Source organism: Vibrio sp. 2433-A1 (assembly GCF_056726085.1).
This window is the reverse complement of the sequence record NZ_JBRESC010000001.1, coordinates 377,770-397,548: the sequence shown is the minus strand read 5'-3', so window position 1 is coordinate 397,548 and position 19,779 is coordinate 377,770. Positions and strand designations below refer to the sequence as shown.

General features: G+C 43.2%; 18 protein-coding genes. 10 read left to right on the top strand and 8 right to left on the bottom strand.

The genetic code is table 11. The features are described 5' to 3' along the window. Positions 1–50: 50 nt before the first annotated feature. Genes ACU01J_RS01865 through ACU01J_RS01850 form a run of 4 tightly spaced genes read right to left on the bottom strand, consistent with a single transcriptional unit; the run spans position 51 to position 2,537 of the window. The gene (locus tag ACU01J_RS01865) at positions 51–329 is read right to left on the bottom strand and encodes an Rdx family protein (protein ID WP_481084162.1); all 279 of its coding nucleotides are present in this window, start codon (positions 327–329) and stop codon (positions 51–53) included. Between the two features lie 10 nt (positions 330–339). Continuing rightward, positions 340–1,095 carry a sulfite exporter TauE/SafE family protein gene (locus ACU01J_RS01860; RefSeq protein WP_481084161.1) on the bottom strand — a complete coding sequence of 252 codons (756 nt, stop codon included), beginning with the start codon at positions 1,093–1,095 and terminating at the stop codon, positions 340–342. Between the two features lie 45 nt (positions 1,096–1,140). Beyond that, on the bottom strand, positions 1,141–1,659 hold the full coding sequence (locus ACU01J_RS01855) for a regulatory protein ToxS (protein WP_481084160.1): 519 nt from the start codon (positions 1,657–1,659) through the stop codon (positions 1,141–1,143). An 11-nt stretch (positions 1,660–1,670) separates the two neighbouring features. Continuing rightward, a complete protein-coding gene (locus tag ACU01J_RS01850) occupies positions 1,671–2,537 on the bottom strand; it encodes a winged helix-turn-helix domain-containing protein (protein ID WP_481084159.1) in 867 nt (288 codons plus the stop codon). A gap of 265 nt (positions 2,538–2,802) precedes the next feature. Here ACU01J_RS01850 and htpG point away from each other — a divergent pair, with 265 nt between their 5' ends. From htpG to ACU01J_RS01830, 4 genes are all read left to right on the top strand, one after another. Then, the gene (gene htpG / locus ACU01J_RS01845) at positions 2,803–4,707 is read left to right on the top strand and encodes a molecular chaperone HtpG (RefSeq protein WP_481084158.1); all 1,905 of its coding nucleotides are present in this window, start codon (positions 2,803–2,805) and stop codon (positions 4,705–4,707) included. 317 nt (positions 4,708–5,024) lie between these two features. Further along, a complete protein-coding gene (gene adk / locus ACU01J_RS01840) occupies positions 5,025–5,669 on the top strand; it encodes an adenylate kinase (protein ID WP_481084157.1) in 645 nt (214 codons plus the stop codon). A gap of 132 nt (positions 5,670–5,801) precedes the next feature. Next, positions 5,802–6,761: a ferrochelatase gene (gene hemH / locus ACU01J_RS01835; RefSeq protein ID WP_481084156.1), complete on the top strand. Its 960-nt coding sequence runs from the start codon at positions 5,802–5,804 to the stop codon at positions 6,759–6,761. Between the two features lie 454 nt (positions 6,762–7,215). After that, positions 7,216–7,908 (top strand): oligogalacturonate-specific porin KdgM family protein, encoded by a 693-nt coding sequence (locus ACU01J_RS01830; protein WP_481084155.1) that lies wholly within the window; start codon positions 7,216–7,218, stop codon positions 7,906–7,908. A gap of 50 nt (positions 7,909–7,958) precedes the next feature. Here ACU01J_RS01830 and ACU01J_RS01825 read toward each other — a convergent pair whose 3' ends face one another. Both ACU01J_RS01825 and ACU01J_RS01820 read right to left on the bottom strand, forming a co-directional pair. Beyond that, on the bottom strand, positions 7,959–8,402 hold the full coding sequence (locus ACU01J_RS01825; protein ID WP_481084154.1) for a DUF411 domain-containing protein: 444 nt from the start codon (positions 8,400–8,402) through the stop codon (positions 7,959–7,961). Between the two features lie 8 nt (positions 8,403–8,410). After that, on the bottom strand, positions 8,411–11,089 hold the full coding sequence (locus tag ACU01J_RS01820; protein ID WP_481084153.1) for a heavy metal translocating P-type ATPase: 2,679 nt from the start codon (positions 11,087–11,089) through the stop codon (positions 8,411–8,413). 493 nt (positions 11,090–11,582) lie between these two features. On the opposite strand from ACU01J_RS01820, the gene ACU01J_RS01815 reads away from it, so the two are divergent. The 4 genes from ACU01J_RS01815 (at position 11,583) to ACU01J_RS01800 (ending at position 16,502) form a co-directional block, all read left to right on the top strand. Beyond that, complete coding sequence (locus ACU01J_RS01815; protein ID WP_481084152.1) at positions 11,583–12,719, top strand: porin; 1,137 nt, start codon at positions 11,583–11,585, stop codon at positions 12,717–12,719. A gap of 123 nt (positions 12,720–12,842) precedes the next feature. Continuing rightward, entirely contained in the window at positions 12,843–13,436 is a 594-nt protein-coding gene (locus ACU01J_RS01810; RefSeq protein WP_481084262.1) for a YccT family protein, read from the top strand. Positions 13,437–13,539: 103 nt separating this feature from the next. Next, positions 13,540–14,967 (top strand): glutamate--tRNA ligase, encoded by a 1,428-nt coding sequence (gene gltX / locus ACU01J_RS01805; RefSeq protein ID WP_481084151.1) that lies wholly within the window; start codon positions 13,540–13,542, stop codon positions 14,965–14,967. 563 nt (positions 14,968–15,530) lie between these two features. Continuing rightward, positions 15,531–16,502, top strand: coding sequence for an OmpA family protein (locus tag ACU01J_RS01800; RefSeq protein ID WP_481084150.1), 972 nt, complete (start codon positions 15,531–15,533; stop codon positions 16,500–16,502). A 170-nt stretch (positions 16,503–16,672) separates the two neighbouring features. On the opposite strand, the gene ACU01J_RS01795 is transcribed toward ACU01J_RS01800, so the two are convergent. Together ACU01J_RS01795 and ACU01J_RS01790 are read right to left on the bottom strand one after the other, a co-directional pair. Further along, positions 16,673–17,179 (bottom strand): Fe3+-citrate ABC transporter substrate-binding protein, encoded by a 507-nt coding sequence (locus ACU01J_RS01795; protein ID WP_053441801.1) that lies wholly within the window; start codon positions 17,177–17,179, stop codon positions 16,673–16,675. A gap of 197 nt (positions 17,180–17,376) precedes the next feature. Continuing rightward, on the bottom strand, positions 17,377–18,510 hold the full coding sequence (locus ACU01J_RS01790; protein ID WP_481084149.1) for a flagellar assembly protein FlgT: 1,134 nt from the start codon (positions 18,508–18,510) through the stop codon (positions 17,377–17,379). A 162-nt stretch (positions 18,511–18,672) separates the two neighbouring features. On the opposite strand from ACU01J_RS01790, the gene ACU01J_RS01785 reads away from it, so the two are divergent. Together ACU01J_RS01785 and flgP are read left to right on the top strand one after the other, a co-directional pair. Continuing rightward, on the top strand, positions 18,673–19,308 hold the full coding sequence (locus ACU01J_RS01785; protein WP_481084148.1) for a FlgO family outer membrane protein: 636 nt from the start codon (positions 18,673–18,675) through the stop codon (positions 19,306–19,308). Between the two features lie 8 nt (positions 19,309–19,316). Continuing rightward, a complete protein-coding gene (flgP, locus tag ACU01J_RS01780; protein ID WP_481084147.1) occupies positions 19,317–19,748 on the top strand; it encodes a flagellar assembly lipoprotein FlgP in 432 nt (143 codons plus the stop codon). Positions 19,749–19,779: the final 31 nt, after the last annotated feature.

The following is a 19,779-nucleotide window of genomic DNA, read 5'->3' as shown; positions in this document are numbered from 1 at the left end:
TGAAGGGCAGCCTTACTTGGCTGCCATAACTTTGAGGGCGATGAGATAGGTTATTTTCGATCTGAGTGGCCAAGATCTCTTTCCGGATCAATTTCGTCTCTTACGCGTTGTTTTAGCACTTTTGCTTCAGGAAAACCGCCATCCTGTTTTCGCTCCCAAATCATCTTCCCATTACAGTGGATTTCGAATCTACCACCAGTATCAGGGTGTAATGAGACGGTTTCGATTTCTTCACTAAATGTGTGCAATAGCTCTTGTGTTAACCAAGTTGAACGTAGCATCCAGTTACACTGGCGACAGTAATAAATATCAATTTTAGCTTTTTTCATGCCACCTTCTTCAGACTAATAATTTAACGCCAACCGCGAATGTGAGAACTTCAAAACAGATTTTTATCACCTTGTTACTATAATGTGTCGTAAGGTAAGCGCCAAGGCTACCACCTAAAAACGAACCCAGTAATAGTATAGGCAACCAAGGCCAGTAAATAGGGGCACCGGCTTGAGCGACGGCTATTCCGCCAATACCATTCCAGAATAGACCAACGCATAGCATGGTCAGGGCAACAGATTGTTTGTAACTATAGCCAAACCATCGAACAAGAAATAGAGTGACGAGTAATCCTGATCCTGCAGTTAACGAACCATTTATTATTCCGATGAGCATTATTCCAATGCCACCAATGATCCAACCAACTGAGTCACGGTGAGACTGAACCTCTTCCTGACCAAGTTGCTTTTTGAGGCGAGAGTAGATACCCAGAGCTAAAATCATTGCCCCTAGCATTTTTTGAGCAATGTTTTCTGGAATGAGAAGAACAATATTGGCGCCGATCACGACGCCAATACTACCCACGAAAATCAAGTAGAGCGCAACGCCAACAGAAAAGCTTTTATTTTTGATATGCGTGTACGCTGCGCCGAGTCCCAGAGCAACACTGGCTATTTTATGTGTAGCCAAAGCGACTGAGAAAGGTAAACCAAAGAAAATGAGTAACGGAAATTGCAATAACCCCGCTCCGCCTCCAGAGAGTGAAGCGAGCGTATTGGCTAACAATGAGCCGATAAAGAGGGCGAAGGTATTAATCCAATCCATGATACTAAGAAAAAAGGAAGGGGCTTGAGGCCCCTTTAATTGAATTTAGTTACTGAAAAGTACGGTAGAGCCGTGATTCAGACTGGTCAGCAATAAGGTCTTTTCATTTACGATATCGATGCGACGGCTTTGCTGCGCATCCATCTTAAAGATCTGAGTGATGAGCTTAAGTTGATCTTCTGTAAAGTCTTTGCTTTGCGCAGAGGAGATATCTTTGAATTCAGTTGGAGAGACCAGCAGGTAGTTGTCGCTAATGTCCCAATTACCGGTTTCAGATATGTTTATAACACTCTCAGCAGACTCATCGTCATTAGCGTATAAATGCACTATGGCAACACGAATATAGGTATTGTTCGGTAAATACTTCACGTTAGAAGAAACGTCTACTCTACGTAGTGGGCCAACGGACTCTTCTTGAAGTGGCGCTGTAATGACGGTAACCATCTTTGATTGCCATTCATGAGAAGTAATAACTTGCTCAACTTTTAAGTCGCTACCCCAGTATAGCCATCCACTAAAAAATGCTGAAAAAACAAGTAGGCCAGCTGCAATTTTTTGATTCATTGTGATGCTTCCTATTGGCAAACTTTACTTAGATCTTCTTGCTCAGCGAAGATACGTAATGTGATGTTTTCACCAGAGTGAGCTAAAGAGTGAATATAGTTCAGCACAAGTTGGTTATTTTGGCCTCCGGTTGCAATTACTTCAATTGGTGCTAGGTCACCCGAGTGTGTCTCATTGTACTTTTTCACACATTGCTTAATTGACGGGTACCACTGAGTTAATTCTGGGTGATTAATTGGAGTTTTCACCGGAATATTGTCAAATACACCCAGTTCGCGGAACTCTGACTCTGCTGTACCGGTAAATAGCACTGCGCATAATGGTAGGAATAAAGCCAATGCTAAGAAGAGTTTAGACATTATACTCCAACCTGAGCGAAGAGCCGGTTGTTCCACTGGTTTTGGCTGCTGCATTTCTTCAGCTTGAGGGCTAATCGCTACCTCTACGACTGCCTCGGTATCAATGATATCGACAATTTTTACGTCGTCCGTCTTAACGCTTTCTTCGATATCAGATTCGCCGCTCATTAGCGGAGTAGTACGTTCTACAGTACAAATCAACTGATAACCACGCTTTGGCACGGTTTTTACAAACATTGGAGACTTAGTAGAATCTTTAAGGAGCTTTCGCAACGTCGAAATTGCTTGTGTTAGGCTTGAGTCATCAACCTCAAAGCCTTGCTTGCGCCAAACGAAATCATGCAGATCGTTTCGGGAGACAATTTCACTCGGTTTTTCACAAAGTAGCAGAAGAATACGGCTCTCATTACTTCCTAAGCGAATAAGCTCATTATCGGTTTCCTTATCGATAAGAGAGTTTGTATTTGGGTCAAAAGTGAATCTGTTTGCAAGATTAAACTTAGTACCTATATTACTCATCAATCATTGGCCATTTTTGTAAAGTTTCAGAAGATAGTACTTGCCCAGTACTGACTGTCACTTATGCGGAAAGTGTTCAGTTTAGAAATTTTGACTTTTTAGAGGTGCAAGGATAGTCAAAATAAAACCAAAAAAACACTGTTTTTATGTGTCCTGACCTTGAATTTACAATTGTCACCCTCATGTTAACTGACAGATTTAGGCCAATTACCAATTCTTAGTATGAATGTATTGGCTTGATAAGTATAGAACTTATGGAGTTATCATGAGCGAAACTGCAACACATAACAAAGAAACTCGTGGCTTTCAGTCAGAAGTAAAACAACTACTTCATTTAATGATTCATTCTCTTTACTCAAACAAAGAGATTTTTCTTCGCGAGCTGATTTCGAATGCGTCTGATGCTTCTGACAAACTGCGTTTTCAAGCATTGTCCAATTCGGAACTTTATCAAGGCGACGCCGATCTAGGTGTAAAACTCTCTTTTGATGAGATATCTAACACTTTAACGATTTCTGACAATGGCATCGGCATGAGCCGTGAAGATGTTATTGAGCACCTAGGTACTATTGCTAAATCGGGTACAGCGGACTTCTTCTCGAAATTGTCCGAAGACCAATCAAAAGACTCTCAACTGATCGGTCAATTTGGGGTTGGTTTCTACTCTGCCTTCATTGTGGCAGATGCTGTGACCGTCCGTACTCGTGCTGCGGGTTTAACGCCTGAGCAAGGTGTGCAATGGCACTCTGCTGGCGAAGGTGAGTACACAATTGAAGATATCAACAAAGAGTCACGTGGTACGGATATCATTCTTCATATGCGTGAAGAAGGCAAAGAGTTCCTGAATGAGTGGCGTTTGCGTGAAGTGATCAGCAAATACTCTGATCACATCGGTATTCCAGTGTCGATTCAAACCGCGGTGCGTGATGATGAAGGCAAAGAAACTGGCGAGAAAAAGTGGGAGCAAATCAACAAGGCGCAAGCACTTTGGACTCGCAACAAATCAGACATCACCGAAGAAGAGTACCAAGAGTTCTACAAGCATGTTTCGCATGACTTCGCTGATCCTCTAGTTTGGAGTCACAACCGTGTAGAAGGTAAAAACGACTACACAAGCCTACTTTACATCCCGTCTCAAGCGCCTTGGGATATGATGAACCGTGACCACAAATCAGGTCTAAAACTCTACGTGCAGCGTGTATTCATCATGGATGATGCTGAGCAGTTTATGCCATCTTACCTACGTTTCGTTCGTGGCTTAATAGATTCAAATGATCTGCCATTGAATGTTTCTCGTGAAATCTTGCAAGACAACAAGGTGACTCAGTCGCTACGTGGTGCTTGTACTAAGCGTGTTCTGACTATGCTTGAGCGCATGGCTAAGAATGATGAAGATAAATATCAAACGTTCTGGAAGCAGTTTGGTCTAGTAATGAAAGAAGGTCCTGCTGAAGACATGAGCAATAAAGAGAAGATTGCAGGTCTTCTGCGTTTTGCCTCTACTGAAGTGGACTCTGCGGATCAGACTGTGGGTCTCGCGTCTTATGTTGAGCGTATGAAAGAAGGTCAAGATAAGATCTACTACCTAACTGCGGACAGCTATGCAGCGGCCAAAAACAGCCCTCACCTAGAGCAGTTTAAAGCCAAAGGTATCGAGGTTGTTCTAATGTACGATCGTATTGATGAGTATGTGATGAACTACCTAACTGAGTTTGATGGTAAGCCGTTCCAATCAATTACTAAAGCGGGTCTTGATCTCAGCAAGTTTGAAGACGAAGCGGAAAAAGAGAAGCAGAAAGAGACTGAAGAAGAATTTAAGTCTGTGGTTGAGCGTACCAAAGAATATTTGGGTGACCGTGTTAAAGAAGTTCGTACGACATTCAAACTGGCAAGTACACCAGCTGTTGTTGTGACTGATGACTTTGAGATGGGCACTCAGATGGCGAAGCTTCTAGAGGCAGCGGGGCAAGCGGCTCCTGAAGTGAAGTACATCTTTGAAATTAACCCAGAGCACGCTTTAGTTAAGCAAATGGCGGATGAAGCTGACGAACAAGCGTTTGGTCGCTGGGTTGAGGTTTTACTTGGCCAAGCCATGTTGGCTGAGCGCGGTTCAATCGAAGATCCATCCCAGTTCTTAGGTGCAATCAATACGCTTTTGACTAAGGGCTAATAGCTCATTTGGTACAAAAAGCTCGCATATTGCGGGCTTTTTGATTTATTTGCGCTCATCGTGAATAAAATTGCGCGAAAGAGTAGGGAATGTGAGTGTTTAAGCATTCTTTAGTCGTAAACCGCGCTTTGGTTTTAAATTGTATGGTAGAATGCAATCTTGAAACCAAGTGGACAGGCGTGTAATGTGCACGCCTGTTTTATTGTTAAATACAAGAACGGTTATACCGAAACTTACCGTGAGAAGCGGCGAAGTCGTGACTTGGCTAAGTATAGTGAGCTTCGGTATAAATCATTATTATCTTAAGAGGATTCAACATGCGCATCATTCTTCTAGGTGCTCCAGGTGCAGGTAAAGGCACACAAGCTAATTTCATCATGGAAAAATACGGTGTTCCGCAGATCTCTACTGGTGATATGCTACGTGCTGCTATCAAAGCAGGTACAGAGCTTGGTAAACAAGCTAAAGCTGTAATTGACGCTGGTCAGCTAGTTTCTGATGAAATCATCCTTGGTCTAATCAAAGAGCGTATCGCTCAAGATGATTGCGAAAAAGGTTTTCTACTAGATGGTTTCCCTCGCACTATTCCACAGGCTGACGGTCTTAAAGATATGGGTGTTGACGTAGATTACGTTATTGAATTCGACGTTGCTGATGACGTAATCGTTGAGCGTATGGCTGGTCGTCGTGCTCACCTACCATCAGGTCGTACTTACCACGTTGTTTACAACCCGCCTAAAGTGGAAGGCAAAGACGACGTTACTGGTGAGGAACTTGTTGTTCGTGATGATGACAAAGAAGAAACAGTACGCGCGCGTCTAGGTGTATACCATGATCAAACTGCTCCACTAATCTCTTACTACGGTAAAGAAGCTGAAGCCGGTAGCACTAAGTACCTTAAGTTTGATGGTACTAAGCAAGTTGCTGAAGTTAGTGCAGATATCGAGAAAGCGCTAGCATAAATCGCTAACAGCGATTTTTGAAAATTTGTTATAGTGAAAGCGACCTTTATTGGGTCGCTTTTTTTATGCTTGCGCTTTGATCCATGATGGACCTTTTCACGTAGAGAACGATTTGAGTATTGATAGGAACCTATGCAAAATAATAAAAAACAAGGTGTGTTACTGGTTAACTTAGGGACACCTGATGAAGCAACTGCTCCAGCAGTAAAACAATTCCTTAGTCAATTTTTGCATGATAAGCGTGTTGTTGATATGACTCGCTGGCTATGGTGCCCAATTTTGCATGGTGTCATTTTGCCTATTCGTGCACCAAAGGTCGCCAAACTGTATCAGTCGGTTTGGACGGAACAGGGCTCACCTCTTATGGTTTACTCTAAACGTCAGGCTGAGAAGTTAAAGCAGTTGCTGGATATGCCCGTTGAGTTAGGCATGACTTACGGTAATCCAAGTCTGCAAACGGGGATTGAGTCACTGTTATCTCAAGGGGTTGAGGAAGTCATCGTGCTGCCTTTATATCCGCAGTATTCAGGTACCACAACGGCAGCAGTTTCTGACGGCTTGACTAAAGCATTTAAAAAGATCCCCGTTACGCCAAGTTTCCAGTTTATCCGTGATTACCACGATCATCCCACTTATATCAAAGCACTAGCAGAAAGTGTTAAACGCACATGGCAAGAGAAAGGAAAAGGAGATTACCTACTCTGTTCTTACCATGGTATTCCAAAGCGCTATGCTGATAACGGTGATATTTATCCTCAGCACTGTCAGCGCACGACAGAACTATTGGCAGAAGAGCTAGGGTTAACGTCAGAGCAAATTGGTATGACTTACCAGTCTCGTTTTGGACGAGAGGAGTGGTTACAGCCATACACAGATAAAACCTTAGAAGCACTGCCTACCAAGGGGATTAAAAAGCTTGATATCATGGCTCCAGCTTTTTCCGTTGATTGTTTAGAGACATTGGAAGAGCTTTCGGAAGAGTGCCGTGAGATTTTTATTGAGCATGGCGGAGAAGCGTTCAGATATATCCCATGCTTAAATGATGAACAACTTCATATAGAGATGATGGCGGAGCTTATTCGCCGTCATTAGATGAAAAATTGTTGTTCAAGTAGGCTGCTGTGAGGCAGCCTTTTTTATGTCCACGATTTGCTGAGTCAAACGTGTCAAAGGAATCGTATTGATCGTCCTTATATTGAAGTGATCGAGATCTCATTATTATTATTGAAAATTAAGTGAAAGATAAATCTGGTGTGACCCAGACCCATATAGTCACATGGTATAAGGGGTGTGGTGTGATAGTGATCACCTCTCGTCATTTTTGATATTTTTATCTTCATTTAAGTTATTGAAAATAAAGAGTTAAATTTCTTTTCTGTTTTTGACGGTGAGCCATGTCTCACTAAGTAGCTATTTATTTTTTATTGGAAAATAATTCTTGCAGTATGAAAAGCAAGCCAGGGAGGCAAACCTTCTTTGCGGTCAATGGTAAAGAATTACCGAGATCAGAACCGCGGTTACTTTTGATACTTTAAGGCAGATTCTAATGAAAAAACTATTTACGCTAAGCGCACTTTCTCTTGCTTTCGCTTCATCGGCATTCGCGGGTTCTTCATACGTAACAGGTAACGTTCAATTCCATGATGATGGTCGTATCCACGGTTCTAACGCGACTTCAACACTAGAAGCTGGCCATACTTTTGATAACCAGTTTGGTGGTCTTACGGTTTACACAGAGTTTGATGGTATTCAACTCGGTAAACTAGAAACAGAAAATGGTGGTGCAGGCAATACGACTCCAGCAATCACTGTCGGTGGTGAGCAGTCATTTAACATTACCGATCACCTATGGGTTGCAGCTGGTTACCAACACCTACTCTCTGCAGGCGAAAGCCTTCAATACCGCCCGTTAGTTAAGATTGGCTACAACTTTGACAACGGCATTTCTCTAAGCAACCGTACTCGCGCGCACATTGATGCAACTGACGCCGATGCGAAGACCGACTACCGCATGGATAACCGCATTGGTTACGTAGTCAATGAAGATGTTAGCCTTAGCTACAACAACGTATACATGATTGAAGCAGAATCTATGGACCATGAGCTTCGTGCAACGTGGACACGTCAAGGCGTTCAGCCATACTTCGAGTTCCGCTCACAGGCTCACGGCGCTGAAACCGTAACAGGTGACAGCCTAGTGAACAACGCATTTGTATTTGGTGCATCTTACGGCTTCTAAGCCAAACTTATTACTGTCCGAAAAAAGCCCAGCATTTGCTGGGCTTGCTTTTATTGGTTGCCTTTATAGTGGCGGTATTCAAACACCTGACCTTTTTCATTAAAGGCGTACACTGAGTACTCATCCTTTTTATCACCATACTCCATGCCTGGAGAACCCATTGGCATTCCTGGTACAGCAAGACCTTTCGCATTACGCGGCGGATTTTCAAGGAAAGCTTTAATGTCTTCTGCGGGAATATGTCCTTCAAATACATAGCCGTTAATCTCAGCTGTATGACATGATGCTAGCTCTGGTGTTATGCCTAGCTTTTGCTTAATCGGATTCATATTTTCATGTAGCTTTTCTTTGACGGTGAAGCCTGCGTCTTGCATGTGTTTTGTCCACTCGGAACAACAGCCACAGTATGGCGACTTATGATTGAGAACATCTGCCGCTACAGCATTGCCTGATAAGAGAACTATTGCGGTAAGAGCGATAGTTTTGCTATTCATAGGAACCTCTACGAAGTTTTAAATAATCTTAATCGGTTAGCGTTACTAACCACGGTAATCGAAGAAAGGGCCATAGCTGCCCCTGCTACAACGGGGCTCAGTAAAAAGCCAAACGTTGGGTATAAAACACCAGCAGCAATAGGAATCCCCAAAGAGTTATAGATAAACGCTCCAAATAAGTTTTGCTTCATATTTCGAACGGTTGCTTTAGAAAGTTCAATGGCTCTAATGATTGAAAGTGGTGACGAGTTGAGTAGTGTCATTTGTGCACTCTCGATAGCGACATCACTACCGCTACCCATTGCAACCCCAACGCTAGCCAACGCCAGTGCAGGGGCATCATTGACACCATCGCCAACCATTGCAACGCACTTACCTTGTCGTTGTAAACCTTCTATATGACTCGCTTTCTCGTCCGGTAAGACTTGTGCAATTACTTGTTTAATTCCTAACTGTACGGCGATTGCTTCCGCTACCATCTGATTGTCACCTGTGAGCATAACAGGGGTAATATTCATTGCTTGTAAGGTGGCAACCGCTTTTTTTGCGTCCGGTTTAATTGGGTCGGCTATCGCAATGACCCCTTGTACTACTCCGTCCATTTGGACGATGATCGGTGTCCATGCATTGCTGAGGTATTGAGTTAAAGTTGGACGTAGAGCCTGTAAATCCCACTGATTTTTTTCAGCAACATTGAGTGATACCAGTGAGATAGCGTTGTTTTCGTATAACGCTTCGACACCTTGTCCGCGATGGTTTTTAAAATCAGTGACATCAACGAGCTCGATGTTTTGCTCCTTAGCTCTATTGACGATAGCCTTTGCTAATGGGTGTTCTGAGTATTGTTCAACGGAAGCGCTAAGAGAAAGAAGTTGAGACTCATTTTCCCTCAAGGAATAGATAGCTTGAACTTGTGGTTTACCCTCGGTCAACGTGCCTGTTTTATCAAACACAACCGTATCGATTTTACTCGCTGATTGTAAAACATTGGCGTCACGGATAAGAATGCCCATTTCAGCCGCTTTTCCGACCCCAACAGTAACAGATAAAGGAGTTGCTAGACCCAGTGCGCATGGGCACGCGATGATCAAAACAGTCGTTGCGACGACCAACATATAGCTCGCGCTTGGCTGAGGGCCAACTAAATACCAAATCACCGCTGAGATAAGTGCAATAGCGACGACAACAGGAACAAATACTGCAGAAATTTGATCGGCAAGCTTTGCAATTTTGGGTTTGCTACTTTGGGCTTGGCGAACCATAGTGACAATACGTGCTAGCATTGTATTGTTACCAATGCCCTGAGCTTGAATAACCAGAGAACCATCTTGATTGATAGTACCCGCAGAGACGGTATCGCCGCTCTGTTTATTAACCGGCATTGGTTCACCTGTAAGCATGGATTCATCTAAGTAAGATTCACCTGATTGAACTCGTCCGTCGACTGGAACTTTTTCGCCCGGTTTTACTCTCAATAGCATGCCAAGTTGAATAGCCTTGATATCAATAACTTGCTCACCTTGGTCTGTCACTAAATTGGCAGTTTGAGGTTGGAGGCCAATTAGTGCTTGAAGAGACAGGGTGGTTTTAGCTTTGGCCTTGGCTTCGATATAGTGGCCAAGAGAGATAAGGCCGATGATCATGGCACTTGCTTCAAAGTAAACATGGCGCGACGGTGCTGGGAAAAAACCTGGCACTAGCACAACTAGCATCGAGAATGTCCATGCAGAGCCAACCCCTAATGCAACCAGTGTGTCCATAGTCGCACGTTTGTGAGTAAGCGCTTGCCATGCGTTAACAAAGAATGAGCGGCCCGCTGTTGCAAGTAACCAAAGACAAATTAGGCCGATAACGCCCCAAGCAACTTGGTCTTGGGGACTGCGAATCATCATATTTCCGCCCAGTACTCCCCAGAGCATCAGTGGTGCCCCGACGGCTAAACCAAACCAAGCGCTGCGTTTGTGGTGTGCTTGTATCAATGCTTGCTGTTGCTGCTGTTTTAGTTGTTGCGTTTCTGAGTCAGTTACAAGTTGCGCTTGGTAGCCGGCTTTATTTATTGCAGGAAGTAGTTGTGTCTCAATTTGGTCACTCGCCAATGCGCTATATACGATTGCACTCTGTTCTGCGAGGTTAACTTGTGCTTTATTTATACCAGCAACGCTCAGTATTGCTTTTTCGACCGATGCAACACAGCTTGCGCAAGTCATGCCTGAGATCAGAAGCTGGTGGGTATGAAGTTGATCAATGCTGCTGTCTTCTTCCGATGAGGTTTGGAGGTCTTCGTTAACCTCTTCTTCTTGAGGGGCACTTAATGTGGCTTGATAGCCAAGTGATGCAACCAAAGCTTGTAAGGTTTCTAATGAATGTAGGGTCGAGATTGACAGCTCACTTTTTGAGGCGCTGAATTGACCCACATACTCATCCTCACTCAATGTTTTTTCAAGCTTGGCGACACATTTACCACAATTGAGTCCACTTAGGTGTAGTTGATAATGGTTACCTGCTTGGTAGCCAAGTTCTTTGATCGACTTTTCTATCTCAAGAAATGTTAGTGAGCTCTCTAGTGAGATAAAGGTTGGAGAACGCTCATAGATTACCGCATCAAGTTCTGAAGTGAGTTTGTTCTCAACCTTTTTCGCGCACCCCATGCAATTGAGCCCTGATAGGGGAATATCAAACTTAGCCATAACCTTACCTATATTAAAAGCGATGATAACTAAGCATAAACCTTATCTTAGGGGGAAGGTCAAACGTTATTGTTCAAAATGCAAAAACGTCAAACTTCGGTTTTTGCTTAGGTCTTTCCACGTTTTTTAATGCGAGTTACTTCTAACTTTTTTATTGATGAATATAAAGTTCCGTAAAATATTCAAAAATCAATGAGATGTAGATAACAATTTTAGTAGGGGGAGAGCGGTGTTTGGCTGTTTTTTTCTAAAATTAACGTTTTTTAAGTTTTATGTGTGCGTTTTAAGGTGTTGATTTTACGTGTCTTTTTGGGGTTTTTACTAAGTCTGTTTTGAAGTGAGTCAGATTTTTCTTTGGATGGTTTTTTGAAGCAAAAAAAGTTTGCCAAGATGAGCTCGTCCATAAATGGTTCTCCCCTTTAAGTCATGCAGCTAGGTGGTTTGTTGGGGAGTGCTAACAAAAAATAACATCTTACTAATAGGGGTTAATCTTATGTCTCATTTCAAAAAGACACTGCTAGGGGCAGTTGTATCAAGCTTGGTTTTAAGTGGTGCTGCATTTGCTGAAGGTGCAAACGCTGACGCAGCGAAGAACTACTTAACTAAGGATTCATTTGCATATGAAGTCTACGGTGTTATTGCGATGCAGGCCGCGTTTCGTGACTATGATACCGGTGTTCAAGCTGATGATGATAACCTTAGTGGATTACAGTTTAACAACGAATCACGTATTGGTTTCCGTGGTAAAAAAGACTTTGCTAACTTCGGGCCAACATTTATTTGGCAAATTGAAGGTGGCTACGTAGACCCAAGTTTTGGTGGTGAGGGAGCCGGTCTTGGTGAACGTGATACATTTGTCGGTTTTGAAGGTGAATCGTTTGGTCAGGTACGTATTGGTCGCGTATTGACACCTATGTATGAACTGGTTGACTGGCCCGCATCTAACCCAGGCCTAGGTGATGTGTACGACTGGGGCGGTACAATTGGTGGTGCTAAATACCAAGATCGTCAATCTAATACGATTCGTTGGGATACACCAACTTACTTTGATGCCCTTTCTTTCGATATAGCAGCGGGTGCTGGTGACAAAGCTGGTACAGGTAGTGGTGATGATTACTTTGGCGGTATTGCAGGCCACTACAAATTAGGTCCAATCCAGTTTGATGCTGCATATGAAGGTAACCGTAACATTCAAGGTGAAAATACAGAGTGGAGCAACGACTCTTACCTAGTTGGTCTTCAAGGTTGGTTTGAAAATGGCATCTCTTTCTACGCTCAGTACAAGATGATGGAAGCAAAATCTCGTGAAGGTGTGAATGAGAAACTCAATGCGATGTCGGCAGCTGTGATGTACACGACGGGTGACTGGCAGTACAAGATTGGTTACGCGGCTAACTTCGATTTAGAGCGTGATGGTCAAACAATCGATAATTCTGATGACAATGTAATCTCTGGTCAGATCATGTACTTTGTTGACCCATCAGCGGTACTGTACGCTCGTGCTCGTTCTCTAGATTTCGGTGATGAAGTGTCATACACAAATGGCTTTAAAGACGCAGATAACGGTACAACTCGTGGTAAGTCTGGCGATTACGTAGAATATTCTGTGGGTGTTGAATACTACTTCTAATCGAGCTTAAGCTTAAAGGGCGCATGCGCCCTTTTTTGCTTTGATACTAATTCAAATAAGTCATTGGGTGAACTGTCTTATTAACTCAGTGATTTATCTAAATTGGTATAAGACGAGAAAACCATAATGAAAAAAACAACACTAATAGGACTTTGCGCACTTCTTTCCGCGCCTGCATTTGCCGCTCGATTAACGCTTCAAGCAGAATTAGCTCCTCAAGTTCTTAACGGTGCGTACATCTCCCCGGAATTAGTCTCTGATGACAATGGTATTCAGCTAGAAAACGGGGAGAATCAACTTGCTGTAACTGTCGGTCAAATTGTATTTGAAGATGGTAAGCGCCGAAAATTTGATTCACAGCCGCTGTTATTGGAATTTGAAGCCGAAAAAGATGCGCAGTTAACTCTGACCTACAATAAATTTCGTACGATTGAAGATGCAAAGGCATTTGAAAAGAACCCTGTGGTTACCTTGAAAGACAAAGCAGGTAATGATGTTCGTTTTTCGGTGACTCAATTAAACAAAGGCGGTCTTCAGGGGTTTCGTGATTATCAAAGAGAGGTTGCAGACTACAACAATGCGGTGAATAAACAGCGGACAACGTCAGATATAACAAATTCTCCAACCGCAACAAAATCGCTCAAGCAGTCATTCAGCGACTTAAGTCGTGAACAACAGCAAGAGTTTATGCAGTGGGCTATGCAAAACTTAAAGTAATACCAAGGATTGTAGAATTACATATCGGTGCTAAAATAACGCGCAATTTTGGCACCATGCCGTTTGGCTTGGTGTGGTCATTTAGACAATCAAGGTATTTTACATGACGGTTAAAACTCGTTTTGCTCCTAGCCCTACTGGCTACCTTCACGTTGGTGGTGCACGTACTGCACTTTACTCTTGGCTTTATGCTAAAAACCAAGGCGGCGAATTTGTTCTACGTATTGAAGATACGGATCTAGAACGTAACTCTCAGGAAGCTGTGGATGCGATCCTAGAAGGTATGAAGTGGATGGGCCTAGAGTGGAATGAAGGTCCTTACTTCCAGTCTAAGCGCTTCGATCGTTACAACGAGATGGTTGATAAGTTACTTGCAGAAGACAAAGCATACAAATGTTACGCTTCTAAAGAGCTTTTAGATGAAGTCCGTGCAGAGCAAGAAGCAGCAAAAGAAATGCCTCGTTACGATGCAAACCACCCGAAAATTGTTGCTGCAAATGCAGAAGCAAAAGAAGGTGATGCGTTTGTTATCCGTTTCCGTAACCCGAAAGAAGGCAGCGTAGTATTTGATGACCAAATCCGTGGTCGTATCGAAATTGCTAACAGCCAGCTAGATGACTTAATCATTCGTCGTACTGACGGTGCACCAACGTACAACTTCGTGGTTGTAGTTGATGACTGGGACATGGGCATTACGCATGTTGTTCGTGGTGAAGACCACATCAATAACACACCTCGTCAAATCAACATCTACGAAGCATTAGGTGCACCAGTACCTACTTTTGCACACTGTGCAATGATCCTAGGTGATGACGGTGCGAAACTGTCGAAGCGTCACGGTGCAGTATCAGTAATGCAGTACCGCGATGAAGGTTACCTACCAAATGCACTAAACAACTACCTAGTGCGTCTTGGTTGGTCTCACGGTGACCAAGAGATCTTCTCTCAAGAAGAAATGATCAACTTGTTCTCTCTAGATGCTGTTTCCAAGTCGGCGTCAGCATTTAACACTGAGAAACTACTTTGGTTGAACAACCACTACATCAAGACATCTGCTCCTGAATACGTAGCGGAGTACCTACAGTGGCACCTAGACAACCAAAATCTAAACATTGAGAATGGTCCAGCGATCACTGAAGTGATTAAGCTTGTCGGTGAGCGTTGTAACACGCTAGTAGAACTGGCTGAGCAAATCCGTTACTTCTACGAAGACTTCGCTGAGTTTGAAGCAGGCGCGGCGAAGAAGCACCTACGTGGCGTTGCTAAAGGCCCATTAGAGCTTGCTCTTGCAAAAGCAGAAGCGCTAGAAGAGTGGACAACAGTAAACATCAAAGAAGGTGTTATTGCTGCAGTTTGTGAAGAGCTAGAAATTGGCATGGGCAAAATCGGTATGCCGCTACGCGTAGCTGTAACTGGTGGTGGTCAGTCTCCGTCTGTTGACGCAGTGATGGAACTTATTGGTAAAGAGCGCGTGGTTGCTCGTATTAAGATGGCTATCGCATTTATCGAAGAGCGTGAAGCAAACGCATAGTTTCCATTCTCTCGATTAGATATCAAAACCGCAGTTTAATACTGCGGTTTTTTTATATGTATTAAAGAGTGCTTATGGCAACTATTACGTACTGACGAATTGATTACTTGTACATATCAATTGGTTTTTTATTTCAAAAATACCTAATCTTGCCGAGTGTGGTGCTGGTTTTATTTGGGAAATGGCCTACAAAATATCGTCTTGAATTTAAGAATACTGTTTTTAGACGCGTTTTTTTTCGTGAAACACGCAAAAAGTGTGAAGGAACGCTAGCCCTTATGCCGCAATAGTTGAGAGTGTTTCCTGAAACTCCTCTGACTTTAAGGCAACTAAATGATGACATTCCCCCCCTTTATTAATTGAACTGATCCTCTTTATAGTCCTCCCCGTTGGTTACATATAGTCACGTTTATTGTTAGCTAAAGCACCGGATTAACCTGGAGCGAAATGACACATCAGGAAGTGAATGAATGGATCTTATCTCCACTTTGCTTGGAGAGATTGAGTGCAGGGTAAAAGCTAAACGATAACGACATTAATATTTAAGTATTAAGGAAACAGTAATGAAAAAATTAGCAGCGGTAATCTCAGCGTCACTTCTTCTCGCATCTGCACCTTCAATGGCAGAGCTTTATGTTGGTGGTAAAGTAGGTAAATCATGGTTAGATGACGCGTGCACAACAGCAAACTGTGATGACGAAGCATCTACAGCAGGTGTGTTCGCTGGCTACGAAATGTGGGATTTCCTATCAATTGAAGGTGGTTACGATTACCTAGGCAAATTCACTGCTGACGGTCTAAATGATGACAAAGTTGAAGCATTCACTTTAGCGCCTAAACTAAACCTTCCTATTACTAACGATATTTCACTTTACGGTAAGTTTGGTGGTGCATACGTAAAATACGGCAATCAAGATGATTATTCTTACCTAGGCGCTGCAGGTATCGAATTTGATTCACATGAAAATGTGACAGTTCGTATTGAATACCAAACAATTACTGATGCAAACAATGAGCAAGTACGTGCTATGGGTAACAGTGCAACACTTGGCTTCGTTTACAAATTTGGCGGCAGTGAAGAAGCAGCACCAGTTGTAGTTGTTGAAGAAGAAATGACTGAAGAAGTTGTAGTAGAAGAAACTCCAGTTGAACCTATTGTTGAAACAAAAACATTCGAAACTCAACAACTCGGTACTGGTAGCTTCAAGCTAAACAGCACTGAGCTAACCCAAGACAGTGCAGAACAACTAGACGAGCTAGTAGAGTTCCTAAATACTTACCCTCAAGCTAACGTAGAGATCGTTGGTTACACTGATACTTCAGGTGCTGCGGACTACAACCAAGTAGTTTCTGAGAAACGTGCTGAGTCTGTAGCAAAAACTCTAGAAGAGAGAGGCATTGATTCTTCACGTATTACTGCTCGTGGTGAAGGTGAAAACAACCCACTTGCATCTAACGAAACTCGTGAAGGTCGTGAGCAAAACCGCCGTGTTGAAGTGAGCGTTCCTGAATTTGAGTACCAAGTAGCTCAATAATAATTCTATAAATAACAGCGTCAGAAAAAGCCTTGACTTAGGTCGCAATGTAGATCAGGTAAGGGTCGGTCAACCGATTCTTATCTGATCTACACTGTGGTCGATGCCAAGGCTTTTTTGTTTTAATCACGGCTAGCATTTGCAATGCTAGAGTATTTGTTAATTGGCAATTATTTTAAATCGATACTGTTTAATCGGCCCATAAACTCCAAGATCTCTAAGTTTTCCTTATTGGCTGCGAGGAGCGCTTTTTTGGTTTTTGAGTAGGCGGCTAATCGTCCATGTTTTTTAATGGAGCAAACGACGCTTCGATAGATCAACTTGCCATTTTCATCATAGTTGCGCCATGCGGCGATATAGCATTCATCTTTAGCGTCTGGGTTATCTTTTGTCGGTCGAGGTTTAAAGATGATCTTAGGTTCAAGTGAGTGGGGTAGACGTGTCATGAGGTAAGGGTCTTTGAGTAGACGGCGCCAAAACTTGCCCCACATCTCGCTGCCCATTTCATTTCGCAACTTAATCGCTTTCTGCAGACCTTTCTTCTCTCCAATACGAATGTAGCCGACAGACCGGTGGATGACTTTGTCATCTGGAGTATGGATGTGAATTTTGAAGGCCGTTTTGGCCTTAGAAATGAAACGATGACCTGTGTTGGTCTCTAAGTTACTTTTTTTCATTGTTTAACTATAGATAACTTTGTTAATAATTATTTTAGATGAAAGTTGAGGGATGGTGAAGTCAAGAAAGCAAAAGGGCCAAGCATTTTTACTTGGCCCAAATATAAGGACGGTGTTTATGGTGGGATTCGACCTGTTAGCAACAGAGCGAGCTACACCTCTGTGCTACGGAGCGTAGTGTCATTTTGGTCATATCGCTACAGAAATTTCTGCATCACATCTCCGATCTGAATACTGCCTGCTAATTCTGCTTGATCGACAGATAGCTCTGCTTCGTTTTCATACACACGAGATACCGTTAGTGTTATGTCAGTTTCTGTGACTTTGTTTCGAGGTAAACCGCGCTGGTCGATGAACGAGCCCGTGTGCCAGAGTTTTAGCTTGTCACCTTCTTGTACGCCATGAACACGCCCCAGGTCGATTGTGATGGTATTGTCCCATTTAGCGACGACTTCAGGTAAGGTGATTTTACAAGAGACTTCTGATTCGAGGTCGAGCATGATGTTTCGACTGACACGTAGCATCATGTTGCCGTAGGTTGAAGCCCAAAAGCGAGCGCTTTTAGTATCGACTTGGCTTGTTTTGGCAAATGGCCAACGTGCCACTTCACGGTAGTTACGGTTATAGACTTCATTACCGGTTTTACCATCGAAAATCGTCATCTCTAGCGCAAACTGGCGGTTGATGACATCATCTTTAATTAGGTTTTTTTCAATCGTTGCCGTGAGGTCGGTAATTACCCCACCAATAATGTACTGCGCGCCTGTATCTTCAGCGATCATTTTAAGACGCTCGGGGTATTTCTTACTGATTTCAAAGTCGGTCGTCCCAACGGAAATAAAGCTAGCAGACTCTTGATCTAACTGGCGGTTGATGACGTTGGCAAAATCATCTCCAATACTGTATATCTGCCCCATGACCGCTTGCTGTGGAGAGGCTAGGTCAATGTTTCCAACTAAGAACGTTTTTTTATATTGGCTGACATGGCAACCTGTTGCCGATGGGTAAATATCGATGCGCGCTTTGACAAACATAACGTCTTTACGGGCTCTTTCTTCTTCGACTAAGATATAGCGCACTTCCGTACCGGTGAACTGATACTCTTTACGCCCACTTTCAAGCAATGGGCGGAGGTTAGCGATGCTACCGATATCAGCGCCTGAAAAGCTCACTGCTTTGTAGATTGCGTCTTCTAGCGCATTAACACGGGCGACTTCTTCTGATGAATCGATAGTCGAAGTCCCCGTGACTTCATACCAACCTGCCAGCGCGCCGTGTGCAAACAGACTTAAGTAGATGGCTGATAAAAAGTTCAGAAGCGATTTTTTCATGATTGATTACCAAGTTGGTTCATTTTTTGCTTAATTAACCTTAGCTGATTTAGGCATTGCCTTTCTGAATAGTTGCATTGATAGAAAAGCAAAGAATGTTCCACTTTTCGTTGTTTTGTAAAAGAGTCGACATTTAGGCCTTAATGTATCGGAGATTAGAGAATGAAAAAATGGTTATCGCTTGTGCCGGTGGTGTTTTTGACCGCCTGTGCGTATGCGCCAATATACAATGGTAAAGAACCTTACAATGGTTCACAGTTTATGCTGATGGACAGTCCGCGTCATACTCTTGACTTTTTTGTAGAGAGCATGACCGAGGACTTGATGGTTTCCAACACCAGTGTATCGGCTCGCACACCGATTGCAGTCACGTCATTTGTTGATTTGCAGAATATGGATACGACTAACTGGTTAGGTAACTCTGTATCGGAAGGATTTATTTACCAGTTTCAGCGTCGAGGGTTCAAGGTTGTTGATTACAAAACAACAGGATCGATTCAAGTGACGAATCAAGGTGATTTCGCTTTTAGCCGAGACTGGAAAGATCTTGCGCAGGAGCAAGATATTCAATATGTACTGACCGGTACCATGCTTCGTCAAGAGGGGGGAGTATTGGTAAATGCACGCGTTGTTGGTATGCAGTCAAGAATTGTGGTTGCCACAGCTCAAGGGTTCTTGCCAGCAGATCGTATTGGTCGAGATCTTGATACACTTAATAGCATTCGTACCCAAGATGGGGTGCTAATTCGTTCTGACCCAACGATAACTCAACCGTATACCGTGATTCTGCGTCCATAGGAGAGACAATGAAAAAGTTATTACTTGTGGTTGTTGCTTTGATGATGGTTGGCTGCCAACCTATGCAGAACATGCGTCCTGACCACTGGTTGACTGCAGTTGGTTACGCCAGCATCAGTGAACAAAAGGGGCGTAATGAAGATGAAAGGCAGGTACGTGCGATGCGCGCCTCTAAAATTGATGCGTATCGTGAACTCGCTGAACAAGTGTATGGCATGCGTGTAAGTGGCAGAGCCGATCTTAAAGATCAACGTCTCGGGACGGAGCTTACGTCTGGTGCTGTAGACGGTGTTATCCGTGGTGCTGAGGTTGTAAGAAGCTATAAAGTTGGTGACAGTTACGTGACTGAACTTCGTTTAGATATCGATAAGATGAACAAACTGCGTGATTACGGTGAAGTTCAACAGGTTCCAGAAAAAAGGCAGCAAACACTTTTCTAGTTGAAATATTCTCTCCAGATACAGAAAAAGC